15 protein-coding genes are annotated in these 14,152 nt (G+C 69.6%); 9 read left to right on the forward strand and 6 right to left on the reverse strand.

What is annotated here, in order from left to right; genetic code table 11:
- Positions 1-8: 8 nt before the first annotated feature.
- Genes P3102_RS01160 through P3102_RS01170 form a run of 3 tightly spaced genes read right to left on the reverse strand, consistent with a single transcriptional unit; the run spans position 9 to position 2,701 of the window.
- Positions 9-917 carry a glycosyltransferase family 2 protein gene (locus P3102_RS01160; RefSeq protein ID WP_276365805.1) on the reverse strand — a complete coding sequence of 303 codons (909 nt, stop codon included), beginning with the start codon at positions 915-917 and terminating at the stop codon, positions 9-11.
- Positions 914-1,744, reverse strand: a complete 831-nt coding sequence (locus P3102_RS01165) for an ABC transporter ATP-binding protein (RefSeq protein ID WP_276365806.1) — start codon at positions 1,742-1,744, stop codon at positions 914-916. Before P3102_RS01165 ends, P3102_RS01160 begins: the two co-directional genes overlap by 4 nt.
- A gap of 3 nt (positions 1,745-1,747) precedes the next feature.
- The gene (locus P3102_RS01170; RefSeq protein ID WP_276365808.1) at positions 1,748-2,701 is read right to left on the reverse strand and encodes an ABC transporter permease; all 954 of its coding nucleotides are present in this window, start codon (positions 2,699-2,701) and stop codon (positions 1,748-1,750) included.
- Positions 2,702-2,845: 144 nt separating this feature from the next.
- Here P3102_RS01170 and P3102_RS01175 point away from each other — a divergent pair, with 144 nt between their 5' ends.
- Genes P3102_RS01175 through pseI form a run of 4 tightly spaced genes read left to right on the forward strand, consistent with a single transcriptional unit; the run spans position 2,846 to position 5,496 of the window.
- Positions 2,846-3,475, forward strand: a complete 630-nt coding sequence (locus P3102_RS01175; RefSeq protein WP_276371575.1) for a hypothetical protein — start codon at positions 2,846-2,848, stop codon at positions 3,473-3,475.
- 37 nt (positions 3,476-3,512) lie between these two features.
- On the forward strand, positions 3,513-3,953 hold the full coding sequence (locus tag P3102_RS01180) for a hypothetical protein (protein WP_276365809.1): 441 nt from the start codon (positions 3,513-3,515) through the stop codon (positions 3,951-3,953).
- Positions 3,954-3,957: 4 nt separating this feature from the next.
- Positions 3,958-4,410 carry a GNAT family N-acetyltransferase gene (locus tag P3102_RS01185; RefSeq protein ID WP_276365811.1) on the forward strand — a complete coding sequence of 151 codons (453 nt, stop codon included), beginning with the start codon at positions 3,958-3,960 and terminating at the stop codon, positions 4,408-4,410.
- A gap of 30 nt (positions 4,411-4,440) precedes the next feature.
- Positions 4,441-5,496 (forward strand): pseudaminic acid synthase, encoded by a 1,056-nt coding sequence (pseI, locus tag P3102_RS01190; protein ID WP_276365812.1) that lies wholly within the window; start codon positions 4,441-4,443, stop codon positions 5,494-5,496.
- Here the strand turns inward: pseI and P3102_RS01195 are convergent.
- Positions 5,493-6,626 carry an aminotransferase class I/II-fold pyridoxal phosphate-dependent enzyme gene (locus P3102_RS01195; protein ID WP_276365814.1) on the reverse strand — a complete coding sequence of 378 codons (1,134 nt, stop codon included), beginning with the start codon at positions 6,624-6,626 and terminating at the stop codon, positions 5,493-5,495. The two genes, pseI and P3102_RS01195, sit on opposite strands and share 4 nt — an antisense overlap.
- A complete protein-coding gene (gene pseB, locus P3102_RS01200) occupies positions 6,619-7,602 on the reverse strand; it encodes a UDP-N-acetylglucosamine 4,6-dehydratase (inverting) (protein ID WP_276365815.1) in 984 nt (327 codons plus the stop codon). Before pseB ends, P3102_RS01195 begins: the two co-directional genes overlap by 8 nt.
- A gap of 49 nt (positions 7,603-7,651) precedes the next feature.
- Here pseB and P3102_RS01205 point away from each other — a divergent pair, with 49 nt between their 5' ends.
- Genes P3102_RS01205 through P3102_RS01220 form a run of 4 tightly spaced genes read left to right on the forward strand, consistent with a single transcriptional unit; the run spans position 7,652 to position 12,134 of the window.
- Positions 7,652-8,398 carry a glycosyltransferase family protein gene (locus P3102_RS01205; RefSeq protein WP_276365817.1) on the forward strand — a complete coding sequence of 249 codons (747 nt, stop codon included), beginning with the start codon at positions 7,652-7,654 and terminating at the stop codon, positions 8,396-8,398.
- Positions 8,395-9,366, forward strand: a complete 972-nt coding sequence (locus P3102_RS01210) for a spore coat protein (protein WP_276365818.1) — start codon at positions 8,395-8,397, stop codon at positions 9,364-9,366. The genes P3102_RS01205 and P3102_RS01210 overlap by 4 nt, the downstream gene beginning before the upstream one ends.
- The gene (locus P3102_RS01215; protein ID WP_276365819.1) at positions 9,363-10,940 is read left to right on the forward strand and encodes a hypothetical protein; all 1,578 of its coding nucleotides are present in this window, start codon (positions 9,363-9,365) and stop codon (positions 10,938-10,940) included. Before P3102_RS01210 ends, P3102_RS01215 begins: the two co-directional genes overlap by 4 nt.
- A 39-nt stretch (positions 10,941-10,979) precedes the next feature.
- Positions 10,980-12,134, forward strand: a complete 1,155-nt coding sequence (locus P3102_RS01220) for an epoxide hydrolase family protein (RefSeq protein ID WP_276365820.1) — start codon at positions 10,980-10,982, stop codon at positions 12,132-12,134.
- Between the two features lie 69 nt (positions 12,135-12,203).
- Here P3102_RS01220 and P3102_RS01225 read toward each other — a convergent pair whose 3' ends face one another.
- Complete coding sequence (locus tag P3102_RS01225; RefSeq protein ID WP_276365822.1) at positions 12,204-12,806, reverse strand: bacterial proteasome activator family protein; 603 nt, start codon at positions 12,804-12,806, stop codon at positions 12,204-12,206.
- Positions 12,807-12,940: 134 nt separating this feature from the next.
- Between P3102_RS01225 and P3102_RS01230 the strand changes: the two genes are divergently transcribed.
- Entirely contained in the window at positions 12,941-14,140 is a 1,200-nt protein-coding gene (locus P3102_RS01230; protein ID WP_276365823.1) for a cysteine desulfurase-like protein, read from the forward strand.
- Positions 14,141-14,152 lie beyond the last annotated feature (12 nt).

A 14,152-nucleotide genomic window follows, 5' to 3' on the forward strand; every position in this document is an offset into this window, starting at 1 on the left:
GGACCACCTCAGTAGCGGTAGAACTTCTCCTTGCGGCCCTGGCGCACCAGCTTGAGCCACTGCAGGAACGCCTTCGGGTCCCGCTTCACCCCGACGAAGTACAGCCCGAACCGCACCACTTCGAGCGCGCCGATCTTGCGCATACCCGGCTGCGACAGCAGGTACCCGCGGTTGCGGTAGGTGTAGTAGCGCTTGACCTCGTTCTCCGGGTCCTGCGCGTGGAACCGGCCGCCCAGCATCGGCTTGAACTCGTCCGAGCCGTCCGGATGCAGGTACGCGGTCTTGAGCGAAGTGCCGAACGGCAGCCCCGAACGCACCAGACGCCGGTGCAGTTCGACCTCGTCGCCGCGGAAGAACAGCCGCAGATCGGGCACCCCGACGACGTCCAAAGTGGACGCGCGGAACAACGCGCCGTTCATCAGCGAGGCGATGCCGGGCAGGAAGTCCGTGCCCAATTCCGACGACGAACGCTTCCAGGTCAGCCCGCGCCGCAACGGGAAGGCGAGCTTGTCCGGCGCGTCAATGTTGGTCACCACCGGGGAGATCTCGGCCAGCTCCCGCTTTTCGGCCTCTTCCAGCAGGATCGCGAGCACGTTCTCGTCGGCGGGACGGCCGTCGTCGTCGGCGAGCCAGATCCAGTCCGCGCCGAGGGAGAGCGCGTGCAGCATGCCGAGCGCGAACCCGCCCGCGCCACCGAGATTGCGGTGCGAAGGCAGGTACGTGACCGGAAGCGGGAAGTCCTCGACGACGTCCCGCGCCGACTTGTCCGGCCCGTTGTCGACCACGACGAGGTGGTCGACCGGCCGCGTCTGCGCGGCGATCACCTTGAGCGAGTCCGCGAGCAGTTCCCGCCGATGGCGCGTGACGACGACGCCGACGACGGCGCCTTCGGGCAACTGCCGGCTCTCGCTGGTCATCCTTGGCCACCGTTCGTCAGTGACACGGGCTCCGGGTCGGGCTCGACACCGAACCGCTCCAGTGTCTCCTTGCTCATGTTCTCGAACGGGTCGCGGCCCTTGTAGCCGGTGAGCACCTCGCGCAGCGAACCGCGCTGCTTGACGTGCCCCTCGTCCATCCAGATGGCGGAGTCGCAGAGCTCGAAGAGGAACTCGTCCGAGTGACTGGCGAACACCAGGATGCCCGACCGCTTCACGAGATCCTTGAGCCGGTCCCTCGCCTTGTTGAGGAACGCCGCGTCGACCGCGCCGATGCCCTCGTCGAGGATCAGGATCTCCGGGTCGATCGAGGTGACCACGCCCAGCGCCAGGCGCACCCGCATACCGGTCGAGTAGGTCCGCAGCGGCATCTGGAGGTAGTCGCCGAGTTCGGTGAACTCCGCGATGTCGTCGACACGCTGTTCCATCTGCTTCGCGGTCATCCCGAGGAACAGGCCGCGGACGATGATGTTCTCCAGCCCGGAGATCTCCGGGTCCATGCCGATGCCGAGGTCGAAGACCGGCGCGATCTTGCCGGAGATCTTCGCCGAACCGCGGGTGGGCTCGTAGATCCCGGACAGCAGCCGCAGCAGGGTCGACTTCCCGGCACCGTTGTGGCCGACCAGGCCGACGCGGTCGCCTTGTTTCAGCGAGAGCGTCACGTCGTGAAGGGCTTCGATGATCGGCACCTTGCTCTCCGTGCCGATCTTGCCGCCGACCTTGCCCAGCACCCGCTTCTTCAGTGAGCGGGTTTTCGCGTCGAAGATCGGGAAGTCGACGTAGGCGTTGTGCACATCAATGCTGACCATCTGTCACACCCAATAAGAGACGCGGGAACGGTAATTACGCATCGCGACCAGCGCGAGAGCCCAGCCGACGACGGTGATGCCACCGACGACCACCCAACTCCAGATACTGACGGCCTGCCCGATCAGGGGTGCCCGCACGATCTGGATGAAGTGGAACAGGGGATTGGCATAGACATAGGGCAGAAGGCCCGAGTTGGCGGCCTTGAAGCCGCCGGCCATCAGCTGGTCGATCGGCCAGACGATCGGCGTCATGTAGAAGAGCAGTTGGATCAGTGAGTTGACCACCTGCGGGATGTCCCGGTAGCGCGTCGAGATGATCCCCAGCAGCAAGGTGACCCAGCCGGCGTTCAGGGCGAGCATGAAGAAGCCGGGAATCGCGCTGAGGGAGTACCAGCCGATGCCGGGGTGGCAGATCCCGGAGAAGTTCGGTTCGCAGACACCGCTGTTCAGCGTGTACTGGTGGTTGAGCGAGGTGAAGAAGACCGCGATGACGATCACATAGACGATCAGGTTGTGCGTCAGCATCAGTGTCTGGCGCCAGACCGTCCGCAGGACGTACACCGAAAGCGGTGCCGGGAGCTGTTTGATCAGCCCCTCGTTGGAGATGAAGGTCTCCATGCCCTCGGACAAGCAGCCGCTGATGAAGCCCCAGATGATGAAGCCCGTACTGATGTAGGGCAGGAACGTCGCCGTCGGCATGTTGAACAACTGCGAATACAGCAGTCCGAGGCCCAGCGCGATGACCCCCTGGCTGATGGTGATCCAGAACGGGCCGATCACCGAGCGGCGATAGCGCTGCTTGATGTCCTGCCAGCCGAGGTGTCCCCACAGCTCTTTGGCGGCGAAACCGGTCTTGATGTCGGCGAACGCGCGCGAAAAGGTCTTGCTGTCCGAAATCGGCGGAACCGAGGTCGGCGCAGCACCGTCGGGCGCGTGAACCGTGCTGGTGGCGTGCACGGGAACGAGGGTACCGATGGGGCCGGTGCCGCCTGGGCCGCCCCGCCCGACCACGGAACGCCACCGTCGGCTTCCGAGCGGGGCGCGGTAGGTGTGCTGGTACTTTCTGCCCTCATGACTGCTGCACTCGGCGAGGCGCGCCTGATGGTCGATCTGCTCGCCGCGTACGCCGACCGGCCGGAGCCTCGTTCGGTGGCCGTGGTCGGGAACCAGCCGCTGCCGCCGGACGCCCGGCGCGCGAAGGCGATCGACGCCTGTGACCTCGTGATCCGTGTCAACGGCTTCGTCGTGGACGAGCCGGGCGGCCCCGAGACCGTCGGCAGCCGGGTGCACGTCGTCGTGTTCAACCGCGCCGTCCGCGCCACCAAGCACGTCTTCCGTGACTACCGCAAGCGGCTCTACCTGCTGGTCGAGCCGGGCCGGATGCACTGGGAGCCCGAAGCCATCCCCGGCTGGTGGCCCGCGGACCTCGGTCACGTGCCGGTGCCGAACCGCGAGGTCGTCCTGCCGCTTTCGGACGCGCTCGGCCTGCCGAGCCGCGAACAGGGCCTGTGGTCGACCACCGGGACGCTGGCCGCCTGGATCGCGCGGACGTCGTTCCCGCACGCCAATCTGGTCCTGTCGGGGTTCTCGTTCATCGACGACCCCGACCAGACACACTGGGAGCACGCCGCGGGCGACTCCTGCATCGTCGGCCCCGAGCACCGGATCGCCGCCGAGGGCAGGCTGCTGGACTCCTGGACGAAGACCGGCGAAACCGAACTCCTGCGCTGAACTCCCAGCCAGCCCACTTTCGAGAAGGAACCACCCCATGGCACTGCAGAAACTCCGCAGCGGCGTGATCGGCCGGATCGCCCGGCTCATCGACTTCCGGATCGACGAGCGGCTCCGCGACCTCAACGGGCGCGTCAACGACCTCGAACACGCCACCGCGGATCACCGGCGTCGGCTCGACGGCGCCGAAGGCGGCCTCGAGCACGCGCGTGGTGACCTGCGCTGGACCCGCGCCGAGCTCGACCGCCTCATCCCGAGCGTCGCGGCCCAGGAGGCCCAGCTGGAGGATCTGCGCGAGTCGCTGTCGCTGCCGTTGCACGCCGACAGGCCCGAGCTGGCCGAGGCGCGCAGCCTGATCCAGGAGATTCAGCGCCAGCACGCCCAGGTCCGGGTCCGGCTCGCCGGGATCGCCCGGTACGAGGACCGGCTGCGCCGCATCGAAGACCGCCACCGCGACACCCTCGAGCAGACGCAGTAATCCAGTGTCCGCCCGAAAGGCGACGGAAGCCGACGCGGGGCTGCTGCTCGCCTGGCGGAACGACCCTCGCACCCGTCAGGCGTCCCGGTCGACCGGCGTGATCACGCTCGACGAGCATTCCGCCTGGTTGCGCGGCGTGCTGGCGTCACCGGACAGGGAGCTGTACGTCGTCGAATCCGGCGGGAACCCGGTCGGCACCGTCCGGTTCGACCGCGAAGACGACGGTGTCTGGGAGGTCAGCATCACCCTCGCGCCGGAAAGCCGGGGCCGCGGCCTGTCGGGCGCGGTGCTGGCGGAAGGCGAACGGGCCGTGACCGCGAGCCGGCCCGTGCGGGTCATCGTGGCCGCGGTGCACCGGGACAACGCGGCGTCGGCCGCGCTCTTCGCCCGGGCGGGGTACGCCGAGACCACGCCTGCCGTCGACGGCTTCCGGAAGCTGCGTAAGACTGTGTCCTGACCAGACCGTCGTCAGGGAGGCGTTTCGTCCATGTCAGCACAGGAAGTCCGGATCGGCGCGCACCGCATCGGGGCCGGGCATCCGCCGTTCGTCATCGCCGAAATGTCCGGCAACCACAACGGTGAGCTGGAGCGGGCGCTCGAAATCGTCGACGCGATCGCCGCGACCGGCGCGCAGGCGGTCAAACTCCAGACCTACCGGCCGGACACGATCACCATCGACGTCGACGCCCCCGCTTTCCGCGTCAGCGACTCGCATTCGCTGTGGGGCGGCGAGAACCTCTACAAGCTCTACGAGCGCGCCCACACGCCGTGGGAGTGGCATGAGCCGTTGTTCGAGCGCGCCCGTGCCCGCGGTCTCGAGATCTTCTCCAGCCCGTTCGACCCCACCGCCGTCGACCTGCTGGAGTCACTGGACGCGCCCGCGTACAAGATCGCGTCGTCGGAGATCGTCGACCTGCCGCTGATCGAACTGTGCGCGAAGACCGGCAAACCGCTGATCATCTCGACCGGGATGGCCAACGTCGCCGAGATCGACGCGGCGGTCCGGACAGCGCGTGAGGCAGGCAACGACCGGCTGATCGTGCTCGGCTGCACCGCCAGCTACCCGGCGTCGCCCAGCGAGAGCAACCTGCGTGGCCTGCCGGTACTGGCGGGCGTGACCGGGACGCTCGTCGGCCTGTCCGACCACACGCCCGGCATCGGCGCCCCGCTGGCGGCCGTCGCGCTCGGCGCCGTCGCCATCGAGAAGCACGTGACCCTGGCCAGGAGCGACGGCGGTGTCGACTCGGAGTTCTCGCTGGAGCCCGCGGAACTGGCCGCGCTGGTCACCGAGTCGCACCGGGCCTGGGAAGCGCTGGGCGCGGCCGTGATCGGGCCGCGCGAGAGCGAGAAGGAAGGCTTGCGGTTGCGGCGTTCTCTGTACGTCGTCGAGGACGTGCGTGCCGGGGACACGGTGACGCGGGAGAACGTCCGCTCGATCCGGCCCGCCGGTGGGCTGGCGCCCGCCGAGATCGTGAACGTGCTCGGCCGCACCTTCGCCTCCGACGTCCCGAAGGGCACCGCGCTCACCTGGGGCCTGATCTAGCCGAAGAAGGCGTGGACCTCGTCGATGACGCGGTCCACGTCGGCGTCGGTCAGCGCGGGGAACAGCGGCAGCGAAAGCTCCTGGCGGTAGTACAGCTCCGCGTTCGGGCACATCCCGCGCCGGTAACCGAGGTCCTCGAACACCGGATGCCAGTACACGGGAACGTAGTTGACCTGTACGCCGATTCCCTTGGCGCGCAGGTGATCGAAGAGTGCACGGCGGCGTCCTTCGAGGACTCGCAGCGGGTACAGGTGCCACACCGGGTCCGCGCCTCCGCGCACGGCCGGCGTCAGCACTCCATCCAAAGAGGACAGTGCGGCGGTGTAGCGCGCATGGATCTCCGCGCGCCGCCTCTTGAACTCGGCGAGCCTGCGCAGCTGGCTGCTTCCCAAGGCGCACAACACATCCGGCAACCGGTAGTTGAGGCCGAACCCGTGCACCTCCTGATGCCACGCGCCCTCTTCCGGATAGCGCTGCGCCGCCTTGTCGCGCACCAGCCCGTGATTGCGGAAACCGCGGGCCCGCGCCACCAGCTCGTCCGAAGCGGCGACGACCGCGCCGCCTTCGGCCGTGGTGAGGTTCTTGGTGGGGAAGAAGGAGAACGTCGTGAGATCGGCGAGCGAGCCGACCGGCCTGCCGTGGAAGCTTCCGCCGACGGAATGCGCGGCGTCCTCCAGCAGCAGCGCGCCGTTTTCGCGGGCGATGCGGCCGAGTTCGTCCAGTTCCGCCGGGTGGCCGGCGTAGTCCACGGCCGCGACGACCTTGGTCCGTGAGGTGAAGGCCGCCGAAGCCGCCGCCGGGTCGAGGTTGCCGGTGTCCGCCTCGACGTCGGCGAACACGACCTTGCCGCCGAGCAGCACCGCCGTCGCGGCGGTGGCCACGAAGGTCATCGGTGACGTGACGACCTCGTCACCAGTGCCGATCCCGGCCGCCGCGTACGCGACGTGCAGCGCCGCCGTACCCGAGGTGACGGCTACCGCGGGCGTGCCGCCGGTGTGCTCGGCGAGGTCGGCTTCGAAGCGCGTGACGGCGGGGCCGGTGGTCAGCCAGTCACCGCGCAGCACCTCGGTGACGGCGGCGATGTCTTCGTCCGAAATGGACTGACGGCCGTAGGGCAGGAAGTCACCCATACTGCTCGACCAGGTCGCGCAGCTCGTCCGCGTCCAGCCACAGGTCGTTGGTGTCCGAGCGGTAGGCGAAGTTCTCCGGCACGGCCTCGCCGCCGGTCGGCGGCTCGTAGCCCCAGCCCGCGATGTGCGGCTGGACGACGTACCGGTCGCTCAGCCGCACGGTCCGGCGTGCGTCGTCGGGGGCGATCATCTCCTCGTGCAGCTTCTCGCCGGGCCGGATGCCGACCTCGTGCATCGGCGAACCGGGTGCGATCGCCTGCGCGAGATCGACCAGCCGCATGCTCGGGATGCGCGGCACGTACAGTTCGCCGCCGTTCATCTGGTCGAACGAGTCGATCACGAACTGCACGGCCTGCGGCAGCGTGATCCAGAAGCGGGTCATCTCCTTGTGCGTGATCGGCAGCGACTCGCCCTTGGCCGCGAGCGCGCGGAAGAACGGGATCACGCTGCCGCGCGAGCCCATCACGTTGCCGTAGCGGACCACGGAGAACCTGGTCGGATGCGTCGCGGCGTAGTGGTTCGCGCTGATGAACATCCGGTCGGCGCACAGCTTCGTGGCGCCGTAGAGGTTGATCGGGCTGGACGCCTTGTCCGTCGACAGCGCGACGACCTTCTTGACGCCCGTGTCGATCGCGGCCTCGATGACGTTCTGCGAGCCGACGACGTTGGTCTGCACGAATTCGAACGGGTTGTACTCGCCCGTGTCGACCTGCTTGAGCGCCGCGGCGTGCACCACGTAGTCGACGCCGTGCATCGCGCGCTCGAGGCGGCGGCGGTCCCGGATGTCGCCGATGAACCAGCGCAGCCGCGGGTCGTTGTCGAACTGCTGCCGGGCTTCGTACTGCTTGAGCTCGTCGCGGGAGAGCACGACCAGCCGTCGCGGGTTCAGCTCGGCCAGGGCGTAGGTGAGGAACGCCTTGCCGAACGAACCGGTCCCGCCGGTGAGCAGGATGCTGGAGCCATCCAGCTCGGACATCGTCGACCTCCGCGGTTCGGTGCTACTGCCGCACGACATCATGTCACCCATGGATCCAGCCCCCGGGGCCCACGTGGTCAACGCCGTCATCCAGGCACGCGCGTCGTCCACCCGGCTTCCTGGCAAAGTCCTTCGCCGGATGGCGGGCCGGAGTGTGCTCGGCTGGGTCATCCGCGCGGCGGCGGCTTCGCCGGGGATCGACGACGTCGTGGTCGCGACCTCGACGGAGGCCGACGACGACGCGGTGGCCGAAGAGGCCGCCCGGCACGGTGCCCTGGTCACCAGGGGACCGCTCGACGACGTCCTCGCGCGCTTCGCGGTCGCTGTCGAGTCGTACCCCGCCGACGCCGTGGTCCGGCTCACCGCCGACTGCCCGCTGCTGGATCCCGGGCTCATCGGGCAGCTCGTGGCGCAGTGGCGCGCTCAGCCATCGCTGGACTACCTGAGCACCGTGCTGGTGCGCACCCTGCCGCGTGGCTTCGACGCCGAACTCGTGCGCACCGGGGTGCTCGTCGACCAGGTCGAAACCGCTCGCGGCGCCGATCGCGAGCATGTGACGTCGGGCATCTACGCGAACCCGGAGCGGTATTCCTGCGCCGGGATCGTCGTCAGCCCGCCCGCCGACGACCTGCGCGTGACCTTGGACACCCCCGAGGACTGGGCTGTCCTCGAAGGGATCGTGGCCGAACTGGGCGACCGCGTCGGCGACTGGCGTGAGGTGGTCTCCGTGCTGCGCGCACGACCGGAACTGGCGAAGCTCAACGCGCATGTCGAGCAGAAGAAGGTCGCCCGGTGACCCGGCTGCTGCTCCGGGCCGACGCCTCGCCGACGATCGGTGCCGGCCACGTCTCGCGCATGGTCGCCTACGCCGAACGCGCCGTCGCGCGCGGCTGGGAGGTCGTGTTCTCGGGCCGGGTGGACAACGCCGAATGGCTCGCCGCCCGGTTCGAAGAGCTGTCGGTCCCGGTGGTGCCGTCCGTGCCCTTCGAGGGGTTCGACGCGGTGGTCGTCGACCACTACGGCCTCGGCGAAGTGCGCGAAGAGGTCAACGCCGCGGGCGCGCTGCTGGTGTCCATCGAGGACGACGTGTTCGGCAGGCGCGCGGCGGACCTGGTCGTCGATTGCGCCTTCGAGCCGGGGCCCCGCCCCGAGGACGGCTCGGCGGAGTTGCTGCGGGGTGTGCGCTACGCGCCGCTGAGGGAAGCCGTCGTGCGGGCGAGGGAAAAGCGCTCCGGGCAGAGCACGGATGGTGACCGACCGCGGATCACCGTCGTGCTGGGAGGCGGCGCGGAGTGGGCCGAAACGGTCAGCGCGCTCTTGCGCGCCCTTCGTGACACTCGGTTGCCTTTCGAAGCCGACGTGCTCGTCCGCGGTGAACCGGTCGTGCCCGAACCGATGCCAGGTCAGGAGTTCCGGGTCGCACCGCCCGGGCCAGGGCTGCTCGACCTGCTGGTGGAAACGGATCTGGCGATCAGCGCGGCCGGGGTGACCCTCCTCGAACTGTGCTGTCTCGGTGTGCCCACCGCGGTCGTCCGCCTGGTCCCGAACCAGGACGCGGGCTACCGAGCGGCACTCGGCCTCGGGCTGGCGGCCGGGCTGGGCAGCGCGGACGCGCTCGACGGCCAGGCCACCGGGACGCTCGGGAGCCTGTTGTCGGATCCGGCGGCGCGTAACGGTCTTTCCGGGACTTCGATGGCTCTGGTGGACGGGCGAGGAGTGGACCGGGTGCTGGACCGGCTGGAGAAGACGAGGGTGACGGGATGACGACCACGGCGGAGCGAACCGAGGCCGACGCCGTCCCGGAACCGAAGCCGCGGCGAGGACTCCTCGCCGTCCTGCTCGGATTCGGAGCGCTTTTCCTCGTCGGGTGCTGGGCGGCGTGGTTCCTCACCATCGACGACGCCTTCATCACCTTCCGGTACTCGGCGAACATGGCCGACGGCCACGGTCCGGTGTGGAACGTCGGCGAAGACCCGATCGAGGGCTTCACGAACTTCCTCTGGATGCTCTGGCACGTTCCCTTCGCGCTCATCGGAGTGCCGCTGGAGACCGTCGCGAAGGTGACGTCGCTCGTCCTGGGGATCGGCATCCTCGTGCTGCTGGTCCGTGCCGGGCACCGCGGCGCGGGCCTGCTCGGCGCGCTCGTGGCGGGTGGCGCGCTGGTGCTGTTCGTGCCGTCCTACTTCCACGTCACCGCCGGCCTGGAGACCATCGCGTTCGCCGCCGTCGTGCTGCGTGCCGCGATCGTCGGGGTGGATCTGGTCCAAGGCCGCCCCGTGCGGGGGTGGGAGCCACCGGTGCTGCTGCTCCTCGCCGGCATGATCCGGCCGGAGGGCGTGCTCGCGACCGTCCCGGCCTTCCTCGTCTGGTGCTGGCTCGGCCGCCGGAGCGGCCGGACGTGGGCGCTGGTGGCCGCAGTGGCCGTCGCCGGCGGCGCGTACTTCGGCTGGCGGTGGAGCTACTTCGGGCATCTGTTCCCGAACACCTTCTACGTCAAGTTCGGCAACCTCGACTCCGGTTCGGTGTGGCTGGAGACGACGGCCTGGCTGGTCGCCCCGCTGCTCGTGCTGACCGCCTTCCTGCTGTTCCGGAAGGCGAGCCGGGGCGCGGGCCTGGTGCTGTGCTCGGTCGTCCTCCTGACCGGGATGACCTACGCGGTGTCCGGACCGACCATGGACTACCTGCACCGGTTCGCCTTCCACGCGTTCCCGGTGCTGTGTCTCGGCGCGGGGCTGGCCATGGCGCACCTCGGCCGCCGGTGGATCGCCGCCCTGACCGGCGCGGTCGCGGTCGGCTGGGTCGCCGTCACCGGCGCGGAATCGGCGGATCTGCCGGTGCTCGCCAACTACGGTCCCGATCTGCAACGCGCCCACGTCGCCATCGGGAAGGGCCTGGCGAACGCCCAGGTGCCCGAGGCGGCGCGCAGTCTCGCGGTCTCCGACGCGGGGGCGATCCCGTACTACAGCGGCTGGAAGTCGATCGACTACATCGGACTGAACGACGAGGCCATCGCCCACGGCGCCTCGCCGACGGACGTCGTCAAGGCCGTCCGCCCGACGGTCGTCGTGGTCACCGCCCGCGGTCCGGGACAGACGCCCGGCTGGGCGTACGGTCTCGTCGTCCCCGACGCGGCGAGGGACTACCAGCTGGTGGCGGACGTCCAGATGCGCGACGGCTACTACCAGGAGGTCCTCGCGCTGCCCGAACACGCGGCGCCGATCCGGGCGGCGGTGGCGGCGTCCGTCGACGAGGCACAGCGCCGGAACGACCCCGGCCGGTACGAGGACACCATCGACCGCTGGCTCGATCGCCTGCGGAGGCAACTGCCGGGCGGATGAGGACGGTAACCGTCCTCGATCCTTCCTACCGTCGTTCGCATGACCCTCTCACCGTTCACGATCGACGTTCCCCAGCGTGACCTCGACGACCTCGCCGCCCGCCTCGCGAACACGCGTTGGCCGGATGAGATCGACGGCGTCGGCTGGGGTCTCGGGACACCGCTCGGGTACCTCCAGGAACTCACCGAGTACTGGCGGCTCCGCTACGACTGGCGCGCCCACGAGGAACGCCTCAACGGGTTCCCCGGTTTCCTGATGAACATCGACGGCGCGAACGTGCACTTCCTGCACGCGCGGTCACCGGAGCCGGACGCGATCCCGCTGGTGCTCACGCACGGCTGGCCGGGGTCCATTGTGGAGTTCCTCGACGTCATCGGCCCGCTGTCCGACCCCCGCGCGTACGGCGGCGATCCCGGGGACGCGTTCCACGTCGTCGTTCCGTCGCTGCCGGGGTTCGGCTTCTCCGGGCCGACGACCGACGCGAACTGGGGCACCAGCCGGATCGCCGATGCCTGGGGAGAGCTGATGTCGCGCCTCGGGTACGAGCGGTTCGGGCTGCACGGCGGCGACTGGGGCGCGATCGTGTCGCGCGAAGTGGGCGTCCGGTGCCCCGAGCGGGTGATCGGCGCGCATCTGACGATGCTGCCGCACGCGGTGCCGGAATCCGAGGCCGATCTCGCGGGCCTCACCGGGGAAGAACTCGCGCGGGGCGAGGCGGCGCTGGCGCGCGGGCGGGAGTTCCAGACCGGCGAGCTGGGATACGCGATGATCCAGGCGACCAAACCGCAAACGCTTGCCTACGGGCTCACCGACTCACCGGCCGGGCAGCTCGGGTGGCTGGTGGAGAAGTTCAAGTCCTATTCGGACTCCCGTGACGTCCCGGAAGACGCCATCGATCGCGACGACCTGCTCACCAACGTGATGCTCTACTGGCTCACCGGGACCGCGAACTCGTCTTCGCGGATCTACGCCGCGCCGGGCCCGGCTTGGGGCGAGGGACCGGCGAAGTCCACAGTGCCCACCGGGGTGGCTGTGTTCCCGAAGGACACCGGCCTGCCGATCCGGCGGCTCGCCGAGCGCACCGACGACATCGTGCACTGGTCCACCCCGGACCGCGGAGGTCACTTCCCGGGGCTGGAGGTGCCGGACCTGCTCATCGAGGACCTGCGGACGTTCTTCCGCCTGCTGCGCTGACCCCCCACCGGCTGCTATGAAAGGTCCTTTCCTTGCAAAATTTGCAAGGAAAGGACCTTTCATAGCACGTCAGAGGTACTGACCGGGCCCGTGCGCGTCGCCGCCCGCCCCGTGCCCGCCCAGGGCACCGCCCGCGGAAGGACCGGCCGGGAGCCCGCGCCGCATCTGCTCCAGCTGCACCCGCGCGGCCATCTGCTGCGCGAACAGCGCGGTCTGGATGCCGCTGAAGAGCCCTTCCAGCCAGCCGACCAGCTGGGCCTGCGCGATCCGGAGCTCGGCATCGGACGGCGTCGAGTTCTCGGTGAACGGCCGCACCAGGCGCTCCAGCTCGTCCTGCAGCTCCGGCGCCAGCGCCTGCTCCAGCTCGCGGATCGAGGTCTGGTGGATCTCGCGCACGCGCGTGCGGCTCGCGTCGTCCAGTGGTGCGGCGCGAACCTCCTCCAGCAGCTGCTTGATCATCGTGCCGATGCGCATCACCTTGGCGGGCTCTTCGACGAGGTCGCCGAGCGATTCCTCCTGGGCCCCCTCTTCACCGGAGCCTGGAGAGGCGACGCGCGCGGTGCCGACCGGAGTGCCGTCGGGCCCGACGACCACCACGTGGGGCGAGGAGTCTCCGCCGCCGTCACCGGGGGTGTTCGATTCGCGGGAAACTGGGTCGGTCATGTGCTCCATCCTGGCCTACGTCGGGCGCGAAGCGCAGTGTGGTTTTCAGCGCCGTCTCCGAGCGTAGCGGGAATCGTCGCACCCCGTGTCCGGGCAGCCAACCCCGGGTAGAGCGCCGAACCGCACGTCCGTACGGTGTCCCCATGGCGTTCGACGTCGCTCGTATCCGTGGGTTGTTTCCCGCGCTGGGTGACGGCTGGATTCACTTCGACGGCGCCGCCGGAATGCTCGTGCCCGAACAGGTCGCTTCGGCCGTATCCACGGCCATGCGTGCTCCGGTGTCCGGGCCGGGCGGAGCGTTTCCGGCCTCCCAGCGCGCGGAAAGCATCGTCTCGGCCGCTCGCCGGGCGGTCGCCGATCTGGTCGGCGCCGACCCGGCCGGAGTCGTGCTCGGGCCCAACGCGCCCGACCTCCTCCGCCGTCTCGTCGACGCGATGGCCGATCGCTGGACGATCGGCGACGAGGTCGTCGTGTCCCGGCTCGACGAAGAGGCCAACCTGGCGCCGTGGCGCCGCGCGGCGAAACGCGTCGGCGCGGTCGTGCGCTGGGGCGAGATCGACATCGAGACCTGCGAGCTGCCCGCGTGGCAGTACGAGAACCTCGTTTCCGCGCGCACCAAGGTCGTCGCGGTCACGCTGGCGTCCGGTTCGGTCGGCACCCGCCCCGACGTCCCCACGGTGATCGAGTTCGCCAAACGCGTCGGCGCGCTGGTCGTCGTCGACGCGACGTACGCGGCGCCGTTCGTGCCGCTGGACCTCAACGCGCTCGGCGCCGACGTGATGGTGGTCTCGGCGCAGGCCTGGGGCGGGCCGTCGGTGGGGGCGCTGGTCTTCCGCGACCCCGAACTGCTCGAACGCCTGCCGTCGGTCTCGCTCGACCCGGCCGCACGCGGTCCGGCCCGGATGGAACTGGGGCCGCACGCGTATCCGTTGCTGGCCGGGTTGATCGCGTCGATCGACTATCTGGCCGGGCTGGACGACGCGGCGATGGGCTCGCGGCGCGAGAAGCTGGTGACGTCGCTGGGCTCGGCGAAGTCGTACCACGCGGGACTTCTGGCGCAGCTGTCCACCGAACTGCGGTCGCTGCGGCATGTCATGGTCATCGGCGACGCCATGCGCCGGATCCCCGCGCTCGCGTTCGCCGTCGCGGGCAAGAAAGCGCCCGAGGTCGCCGAATACCTGGCGTCCCAAGGGCTTTGCGCCTTCGCCGACGACGGCACGAGCGGTGTCTTCGGATCGCTCGGCGCCGCCGAAGTCGGCGGCGCCGTCCGTATCGGCCTCGCGCACTACTCGAACGTCTTCGAGGTCAATCAGCTCGTGCGGGTGCTGGAGGAGATCCGCTGACCCGGACCCCGC

This window comes from Amycolatopsis sp. QT-25 (assembly GCF_029369745.1).
Taxonomy (GTDB): Bacteria; Actinomycetota; Actinomycetes; order Mycobacteriales; family Pseudonocardiaceae; genus Amycolatopsis.

Coding starts and splice junctions, on each gene's coding strand:
- P3102_RS01160 (WP_276365805.1), bottom strand. CDS start 917: ATGACCAGCGAGAGCCGGCAGTTGCCCGAAGGCGCCGTCGTCGGCGTC.
- P3102_RS01165 (WP_276365806.1), bottom strand. CDS start 1,744: ATGGTCAGCATTGATGTGCACAACGCCTACGTCGACTTCCCGATCTTC.
- P3102_RS01175 (WP_276371575.1), top strand. CDS start 2,846: ATGGTCGATCTGCTCGCCGCGTACGCCGACCGGCCGGAGCCTCGTTCG.
- P3102_RS01180 (WP_276365809.1), top strand. CDS start 3,513: ATGGCACTGCAGAAACTCCGCAGCGGCGTGATCGGCCGGATCGCCCGG.
- pseI (WP_276365812.1), top strand. CDS start 4,441: ATGTCAGCACAGGAAGTCCGGATCGGCGCGCACCGCATCGGGGCCGGG.
- P3102_RS01195 (WP_276365814.1), bottom strand. CDS start 6,626: ATGGGTGACTTCCTGCCCTACGGCCGTCAGTCCATTTCGGACGAAGAC.
- pseB (WP_276365815.1), bottom strand. CDS start 7,602: ATGTCCGAGCTGGATGGCTCCAGCATCCTGCTCACCGGCGGGACCGGT.
- P3102_RS01205 (WP_276365817.1), top strand. CDS start 7,652: ATGGATCCAGCCCCCGGGGCCCACGTGGTCAACGCCGTCATCCAGGCA.
- P3102_RS01215 (WP_276365819.1), top strand. CDS start 9,363: ATGACGACCACGGCGGAGCGAACCGAGGCCGACGCCGTCCCGGAACCG.
- P3102_RS01220 (WP_276365820.1), top strand. CDS start 10,980: ATGACCCTCTCACCGTTCACGATCGACGTTCCCCAGCGTGACCTCGAC.
- P3102_RS01225 (WP_276365822.1), bottom strand. CDS start 12,806: ATGGAGCACATGACCGACCCAGTTTCCCGCGAATCGAACACCCCCGGT.
- P3102_RS01230 (WP_276365823.1), top strand. CDS start 12,941: ATGGCGTTCGACGTCGCTCGTATCCGTGGGTTGTTTCCCGCGCTGGGT.